Origin of the sequence: Nitrosomonas aestuarii (assembly GCF_003046585.1) — a bacterium.
Taxonomy (GTDB): domain Bacteria; phylum Pseudomonadota; class Gammaproteobacteria; order Burkholderiales; family Nitrosomonadaceae; genus Nitrosomonas; species Nitrosomonas aestuarii.
Map to the genome: position 1 here is coordinate 269,258 of NZ_QAAE01000004.1, position 8,120 is coordinate 277,377.

6 protein-coding genes are annotated in these 8,120 nt (G+C 41.5%); 4 read left to right on the top strand and 2 right to left on the bottom strand.

The window, feature by feature from the left end:
* Nucleotides 1-854: 854 nt before the first annotated feature.
* Entirely contained in the window at nt 855-2,351 is a 1,497-nt protein-coding gene (locus C8R11_RS05710) for an alginate export family protein (protein ID WP_107794848.1), read from the top strand.
* A gap of 673 nt (nt 2,352-3,024) precedes the next feature.
* Nucleotides 3,025-4,149, top strand: a complete 1,125-nt coding sequence (locus C8R11_RS05715; RefSeq protein ID WP_107794849.1) for a sodium-dependent bicarbonate transport family permease — start codon at nt 3,025-3,027, stop codon at nt 4,147-4,149.
* A 61-nt stretch (nt 4,150-4,210) separates the two neighbouring features.
* Here the strand turns inward: C8R11_RS05715 and C8R11_RS15895 are convergent, their stop codons facing one another.
* Nucleotides 4,211-4,396: a hypothetical protein gene (locus C8R11_RS15895; RefSeq protein ID WP_146159081.1), complete on the bottom strand. Its 186-nt coding sequence runs from the start codon at nt 4,394-4,396 to the stop codon at nt 4,211-4,213.
* Between the two features lie 171 nt (nt 4,397-4,567).
* On the opposite strand from C8R11_RS15895, the gene C8R11_RS05720 reads away from it, so the two are divergent.
* Nucleotides 4,568-5,254, top strand: a complete 687-nt coding sequence (locus tag C8R11_RS05720) for a response regulator transcription factor (protein WP_107794850.1) — start codon at nt 4,568-4,570, stop codon at nt 5,252-5,254.
* On the top strand, nt 5,238-6,518 hold the full coding sequence (locus tag C8R11_RS05725) for a HAMP domain-containing sensor histidine kinase (RefSeq protein WP_107794851.1): 1,281 nt from the start codon (nt 5,238-5,240) through the stop codon (nt 6,516-6,518). The genes C8R11_RS05720 and C8R11_RS05725 overlap by 17 nt, the downstream gene beginning before the upstream one ends.
* Before the next feature lie 310 nt (nt 6,519-6,828).
* Here the strand turns inward: C8R11_RS05725 and C8R11_RS05730 are convergent, their stop codons facing one another.
* Nucleotides 6,829-7,077 carry a hypothetical protein gene (locus C8R11_RS05730; RefSeq protein ID WP_107794852.1) on the bottom strand — a complete coding sequence of 83 codons (249 nt, stop codon included), beginning with the start codon at nt 7,075-7,077 and terminating at the stop codon, nt 6,829-6,831.
* Nucleotides 7,078-8,120 lie beyond the last annotated feature (1,043 nt).

Below are 8,120 nucleotides of genomic sequence, written 5' to 3' on the forward strand. Positions count from 1 at the left end.
GGTCCTTCATGGAGGCATCCATTTTATGGTTTATACCAAGCAAGATAAAACGCCAGACAGAGCTGTTGATCACAATATATTATTTGTTTTTGTTCATTGAACTGTTAATCATAAGGATTCTATTACTGATTACAAAAACACACGAAAACTGGATTAATTAAATATTCGCAACACCCTAAAATCAATAACTCCTTTAATCACATTCGACAATTCTTTGTGACATAACCTCTTTTATGAACTAAACAGGTAATGAAATGGGCACCCAGGAATGATGTGAAAAAGTGGTGTCAAGCATAGCTTTCTGTGGCGAAACCAAAATTTGAAACACCACTTCTCACACCGAAATCGAAGTCGGTTTGGAAAATATTACCAAAGAGATTACAACAGTTAAAACAGATTCGGTCGCGGATTAGCGGCAGTGAGTGCGGCCGATCGTCGAGACCCGGAATGTTTTTTTGGACTCCGTGGATCGAACAAACTATAACAAAAGTTGACTTTTCAGCCCTTCGATTCGGCCACCCAAAGCCAAAAATTGTGTACATGTCAGATATTCCGGATCACACCTGGCAAACACTCTCTTCACCTTGAATTCCCGATTTCCAAAGTCAAATCTATCTGGATTAACACCTTGTTAGCAAAGATTTAACATTTTTTTGATACTGACGACATTAAGCTAGCGACGAAAGCAATTAATCAAAGGGCTTCAGTTTGTTTGATGCAATGCGCCGGAATTTATAAAAAGATGTTTCACGTAGAAAACAGATAGCGATGAACAGAGAATTATTTTATTCGCTCATGCTTCTGAGACTTGGCCCTTTTTATTTTTCACAACTAATCATAATGGGGGCCAATACATGAGACCAAAAAAGCCACATAGAATGTATTTGATGATTTCGTTTATTTTATGTTGCGTATGGATCAATACCACATTAGCCAATGAAGTTGAAACTACGAAAAAAAAGAATTCAAAAAAATCGATAGTTATCAAGGAACACACACTGCTCGCTGCGACTCCACCTGCGGTTTCCGCTTCCGCATTACATGGAGCGGAAACTGCAGGTTTCTTTCTCGGCGATTTTGATCGATTAACCAGACTTATGGAGGAACATAAAACACCGCTTGCAGCCATGGCACCGGACTGGCTTAATATCGCTATCGAGCACAGAACACGTTATGAAACGTTTGATAACGGTTTTACCAGTGCCATTCCCGGCGATAATGAACAAATCCATCAGAGAACAAGATTCTTATTTGAAATCGAAAAAATTCTAGACCCACTTCGGTTTACGCTTGAACTCACAGACATGCGTGCTCCGATGGCGCATCATGGCCAAGACCGTTCAAACGTTTTTGCCAATCATTTTGATTTTACGCAACTGCATGTTGATCTGGTAACCAACAACTTTTTGGGGACAGGTCATGCTGCACAGTTTGAAGTCGGACGCATGATACTGGATTTTGGCGAAGGCCGTTTGGTAGCTGGTCATCGTTGGGGCACATTGACACCGACATTTGATGGCATGCAATTTAGACTGGGAAATGACCAGACCGGATGGGGTCTTAGAATATTTGGCACTCGACCTGTGAATCGGGAGCCAACAAAGCTGGATTGGAATACGCCTGAAACCTATTTCTCGGGCGCACAAATTACAAACCGGAATCTCGCATGGGCAAACGCGGATTTATATTGGTTTCAACTTAACGAAGGTAACAAAGGAAGAAAGCGTGAAATTTCTACGACGGGTTTCAGACTCTTTGCCACGCCATCAAAGGGCAAACTGGACTATGAAATTGAATCCATGTATCAATTTGGTGCAGTAGACGAATCCAATTATTTTGCACACCGTCATCACGGAGAGATTGGATATAGCTTCAACACGACATGGCCTACCCGGCTCATTTATCTATTTGACTATTCATCGGGTAATAAAGATCCACGTAAGAATTTTGATTTTTTGTATGCAAAACGCCGCGTTGAATTTGGACCAACGGGTATCCTGGGTATTTTCTTCCCTTCTAATATTTTTTCGCCTGCAGGTTTTCGAGCGACTGTCTCACCAACGCCTACTGTCAGGATCATGATGTCTCATCGCGCATTCTGGCTGGCTGACAAGAATGCCGCATTTGTCGGCAGTGGCCTGCAAGACCCAACAGGTCAGGCCGGAAGCTTCCTGGGAAATCTGTTTGATCTCAATTTGAGATGGGACCCTCAAACCAGTTTTTTAAAACGCATGAGTCTGGATGTTGGCTTTACACATTTATTCAAGGGATCTTACTTTAAAAGAATAGCCCAAACCCCGGGCACACAGGATACAAACTTTGGATACACCATGCTTACCTTCAAATTTTAACAATCCGTTAAAAATATGGAGAGGTTTTAACGTTTGTTGAGCAATACGAATTCAAATTATTTCTAGCCATGCCTGATTCTTTTCTGATGGCCCATCAATAAAGACAGTTGCTAACTTATTGCGTGCCGATCAGAAAAGAATCAGGTCTCCACAATTTAATCCCAATTTTCACCAATTGTTGTTTGAATCGACAGCTTGGGATCAAATTCATCAACAAGACCATCAACAACCTGAATTTATCCCTGGGTTTAGCCAGCTTTTAGTATGAAATGCTTCGCGTACAAATGAAACCCGGATTCAAAGCATTTGTTAATACATTTAACAATTTTTCCGATTTAATTAATGTTCGCTTAACATATTATGTTATTTATTTTCAATATGTTATTAAAATAATAACGTATTCATACATTCTCACACCTCCAGATCACACTAGATTTAACGTGTTTTTAACATACCGTTAACGCTTCTTTGATACTTGTCATATTAGCCTGTCAACAAGAAAGATGCAGCAATTGAATCAGGACTTATTTCAGTGCATTAAGGTATTTAGAGCAGGTCAACAAAAAAATTCGCGTCTATGGCTGTGTTATCTCCTTAAGGCCTGATGTTTTTGCACTTTCTTAAACCGACAGTTTGATATTTTGCATAAGGAATAATATAAGGAACAATTATCATGGATTTATTAGACCAGTTCATATACAACTTTACACATAACCTATTCAAACCAATACTACTTTTCTTCTATCTTGGATTTCTCATTCCAATACTCAAAGTGCCGCTTGAGTTCCCGCCCGCACTTTATAAAGCCTTGACAATATATTTATTAATCGCGATTGGGTGGCATGGTGGTGAAGAACTTGCCGAACTCACGCCAGACAATTTATCAGATGCGGTCGGATTCATGCTCATCGGTTTTACTTCCAATTTCATCATCGGTATCGCGGCCTACTATGCACTTCGCAACATGACACGACTGAGGAAAATTGATGCGGCAACCGTAGCTGGTTATTACGGTTCGGATTCGGCGGGAACTTATGTTACTGCTGTTGGCGTATTGGTAACCGCCAATATTGCCTATGCGGCATATATGCCGGTCATGCTTGCCGTGATGGAAATCCCGGGCTGCCTGGTCGCACTTTATCTGGTCTCGAAAATGCGCCATTCAGGAGTGATGGATGAAAATGGCACGATGCCTGGAGAACCTGGATATGATCCTATTTCAGGCAAAGTCAAGGAAGTAAAACACCACGGTCAATCGCAACCGATTTTCAGTAAAAAAGTCTTGCATGAAATCTTTTTCAATCCGGGACTCTACTTGTTGTTCGGCGGTATCGTTATTGGTTACGTCTCCCGGTTACAGGGGGTACATGTTACCGAAGCAAACGATAAATTTTTTGTTGTACTGTTTCAAGGCGTACTGTGCCTGTTCTTACTCGAGATGGGAATGACGGCTTGTTCACGACTCAAAGACCTGAAGCTCGGAGGAAAAGGATTTATTGCATTTGCACTCATTGCGCCAAACGTATTTGCAACGTTCGGTATCATGGTGGCACATGGGTACAGTATGTTTTTAGACCAACCATTTGAGGTAGGTACCTATGTACTTTTTGCAGTTTTGTCAGGAGCAGCATCATATATCGCCGTACCAGCAGTCCAGCGGATTGCCATACCAGAAGCAAGCCCCACCTTGCCACTGGCTGCATCACTCGGTTTGACATTCACCTACAATGTCACTATCGGCATTCCGGTATATATAATGCTCACAACGGCGGTGATCCAAGCGTTACCTGTGAACTAACTTGAACTGCTTTAAAACAAAACAAGCATGTTTTTATATCACGTGTCATGGTTTCGTATGATTAAGCATACTTTCCCCCCGGGATATTTCGCACCTGAGCATGCAACATGATTTGGACCATGACACTTTTTTTCTTGATTTCATGGCTGTTTCCAACCAACCGCTCAACAAAGGCAGTGTTAAGGCGGCGCGGCCCGGTTCCAAGAACAGCCTTTATATCATTAATGGCTTTACAATAATTTGACAAAGTGTTAGCTATACTTAAATCAGTGATGAATACTGTCAATAACAAATAAAAAACTAAAAAGTGCATTCATGCATATTTTGATCATAGAATCCATTTTAGTGAGCACCGCCGGTATCTATCGCTACTTGGAATCATATGATTATATGATAATGAAACATTAGGAGTGCATTGATGAATATACTTATTGTAGCAGACATTCAGGATATCGCTGCCAGCATTTATGACTATTTGGAAACATCCGGGTATACCATTGATGCGGCGAGCGATGGAATAACGGGCTTACATTTGGCAGCCACAAAAGATTACGACGTTATTATTTTGGACTTAGGCTTGCCAGGCATTGATGGCGTCGACCTATGCCGCAGGCTTCGTCAAGATGCACAACGGACAGTACCGATACTTATGCTGACTGCCCGCAATTCACTCGAGCAAAAACTGGAAGGCTTCAAATCCGGTGCCGACGACTATCTGGTAAAACCCTTTGCATTAAAAGAACTGGCAGCACGCGTTAAAGTGTTGTCTGAGCGCGTCACCCGTTTGCCGGCAACAAAATTGCGCGTAGGCGATCTCACGCTAGATACTGATGCGCACGAAGTAACCCGCTCGGGAAAACAGATCACGCTCAACCCAGTGCAATTCCGGCTGATTCAGTTTCTGATGCAAAACCCGCATCGCGTCATCAAACGCGAAGAACTTGAATACGCAGTCTGGCAGGATGATCCACCCGATAGCGATGCATTGCGAACACATCTTTCGAATTTACGCCAACTTATTGACAAGCCATTTGATCGACAGCTTTTACACACCGTGCGTGGATTCGGTTATATATTGACGAATAAAAATGCAGAAGACGACTAATCGCATTGCTCAGCGCATCACTTTTGCTTTTTTTCTGTACGGAATTTTACTAACGTCGATCATTGGATTGAGCCTGATTGCTGTTTTTAAATCAACCCAGATACGCATGCTCGATGACATACTGTCTGATGAACTTACACATTTTCTGCAACAAACAGAAACCGATCAAGTACCCCGTTTGTTTTACCGCTCACGCACAAAGAGCATATATGCTATACCGCTTGATGATCTGAGAAACAGGCTCCCATATACCAGGAATCTTTCTCAAGGCACGCATGACTTGACACATGAAGACCGGGATTACCGTGTTCTAGTCAAACATTTTGACAATATGCGTTACGTTGTAAAATTTGATGACACGAATATCCGCAACCTCGAACGAGATTTCGTCCGTCTGGTTGGGCTGTGCTCGATCGCCATACTGATAATCGCACTTTTTATCGCCTGGGGTACGTCCCATCAAATCATGCGTCCTATCAAACAACTCGCCAATCAGGTCACAGCGTCCAGAAACGATCCAGATAAGTCTTTAAATCTAACTGAATTCGACAACGATGAAATTGGTGATCTAGCAAGTGAATTACAACACTACCAGGAACAATTGCAGCATCTGTTGATTCGTGAAAAAGAGTTTGCCAGCAACGTGAGCCATGAGTTACGAACGCAAGTAACCAGCATCGCTTTAGCGACACAGATCCTGTCCGCAAGAACAGGCTTAACTCCAAAAGATCACACCCGCATCCAGCGTATTCAACGCGCCGTTGACGAAATGTCTGAATTGATTGAAACCTTTTTAGTATTAGCTCAAATCAGCAACAAATCGGTAAAATATATTGATGCTGTTTGCGATATGAACGCAATAGTACAGAAGGTAATTGATCAACAACGTATTTGGCTGAACGACAAACCTGTTAAAGTGATCATCGAGGAAAAGGAGCCATTAAAAGTTTCAGCACAGCCGGGCATTCTCAGTGTTTTGGTTGCGAATCTGGTACGCAATGCATTTCGTTATACCGAGCGGGGCACTATTACAATATCATTAACAGCTAATCAGTTAATAGTGACGGACACAGGAAGAGGAATAGATGACGCTACCCAGGCTCAGATATTCAAAGGTTATGTTAAACATAGTTCAGGGAACGCGAACAGAATCGGGCTGGGTTTAGCAATCGTGCAACGTATTTGTGAGCGTTATGAATGGACTGTATCTTTTGAAAGCACACAGGGTAAAGGCTCCCAGTTCATGGTATGCTTTTCTTCGTAAAATTTGGCAGGACTAAAAACAAAGAATCCCGAAAAGTGCTTTGCTGTCCAACACGAAATACTTACAACAATGCATGAGATTCACCAAAGAATAATGCGCTGATGTGGACACTTTGCAATTATTGCTGGAAAAAGGTAATAATTTGGACCAAACAACAAGATTAAGCTCAAATCTAACGGCTGACACTTTGAAAAAGCGCAAACTGTCAGATCAGATTTGAGCCAGTCATTGTACTGCTCACTGTTTGGGCATGGTCACTTTGAATAACAGCAAGTAAATTCTGCTGTTGTACTAACACAAACCCATACAGTCAATTCGGCATTAGTGCAAGGTCACAGATTGTCAGGCCATTATCCTCTGCACCGGCCGTCACTTCCAAGGTCGGCAGACCGGTATCTGTAAATTTCTTCGTCAAGGTAAGATCGTAAGTAGTTAAGCCGACACCCATTGACTCGCCCATCTCACTAGAGCTAGAAAGACTCAATGAATCATAACCTTGCTGTCCTGACAAAGTCAGATCGTATATTGTGTCGTCAATATGCATCATTTTTTCCATCATCTTTACTCCTAAAAATTCTTTCTAAAAACCACTTGTGCAGTAAACCATGGAATACGAATTCTCAAAATGTTTATTACACTGACATTCCGGGTTCAATTTCTAATTTCACATAAATAAAACAGTTTAACCTCTCCCTCATAATAACCACTCTATCACAAAGGAAAAGAAAAAACAAAATATATTCATACTTAATCTGACACTTTATTAATGAATCGTTTCGGGTGTTCAGGGACACGCTATTCTTACGTGTATACGTAGCGAAAAAGCAGGCTAGTCACAGAAGATTCTGACACAAATTGTCCGACTGCCATATGAACACCAAGAGGAATAACGGCGTGGAGAACCGCACGGGAATTGATGATACCTAAAATTGCCCCTACTGTTGTGAATTTGCACAAATGGGTACTACGATCAGCAAATGATCAATGCACTCAAAGATCGGTCATGATAACTGACACGAAACAGAACGCTCTCTCGTCGCATAAGCACGAAAAAATAACAGAATATACAACAGGGTCAGGCGGCCCATGGTTGTACTATTGATGAAATGAATTTGTTACGACGAAGCAGGTTGACTGATTCAACAATCGCCGGTTATTGGAAGCAAATGGATATATTCCATTGAAAAAATTCGGAATGACATATTATTACCAGTGGAAAGCGTTAACTGATATAACCTGACTCAAATTAATAAGCCTCCGGGGCGACTGGGCCAGTTCTGTACACCGCTTGATGGCAAATCAAATGAATGACAAGAAATTTAAATTAAATCTATAAGGAAGGATACCTAATCAAAGCAGGCACCTGTCTGATGAAGTTTGAGCTAATACAGCTAAGATTGTTAACACCAAGCGACTTTGTCGTATCTTAATTACCAAGCGATTCTGTCGTAATCGCTAATTACCAAGGGAAGCTGTCGGTCTCTTTTTACATGTTTGTTAGTGTTCTTTTTTTGAATACTGGAGGCATGTTGAGGATGATTGTGATGGATTCTAAAGCTCAACTCACCGTTGATATAATTGCTAAAATTGTTGAAGGCAGAA

What these genes read in the sequence shown, in the direction of transcription:
- C8R11_RS05720 (WP_107794850.1), top strand. Translation starts at nt 4,568, where the DNA reads ATGAATATACTTATTGTAGCAGACATTCAGGATATCGCTGCCAGCATT.
- C8R11_RS05730 (WP_107794852.1), bottom strand. Translation starts at nt 7,077, where the DNA reads ATGATGGAAAAAATGATGCATATTGACGACACAATATACGATCTGACT.
- C8R11_RS05725 (WP_107794851.1), top strand. Translation starts at nt 5,238, where the DNA reads ATGCAGAAGACGACTAATCGCATTGCTCAGCGCATCACTTTTGCTTTT.
- C8R11_RS05715 (WP_107794849.1), top strand. Translation starts at nt 3,025, where the DNA reads ATGGATTTATTAGACCAGTTCATATACAACTTTACACATAACCTATTC.
- C8R11_RS05710 (WP_107794848.1), top strand. Translation starts at nt 855, where the DNA reads ATGAGACCAAAAAAGCCACATAGAATGTATTTGATGATTTCGTTTATT.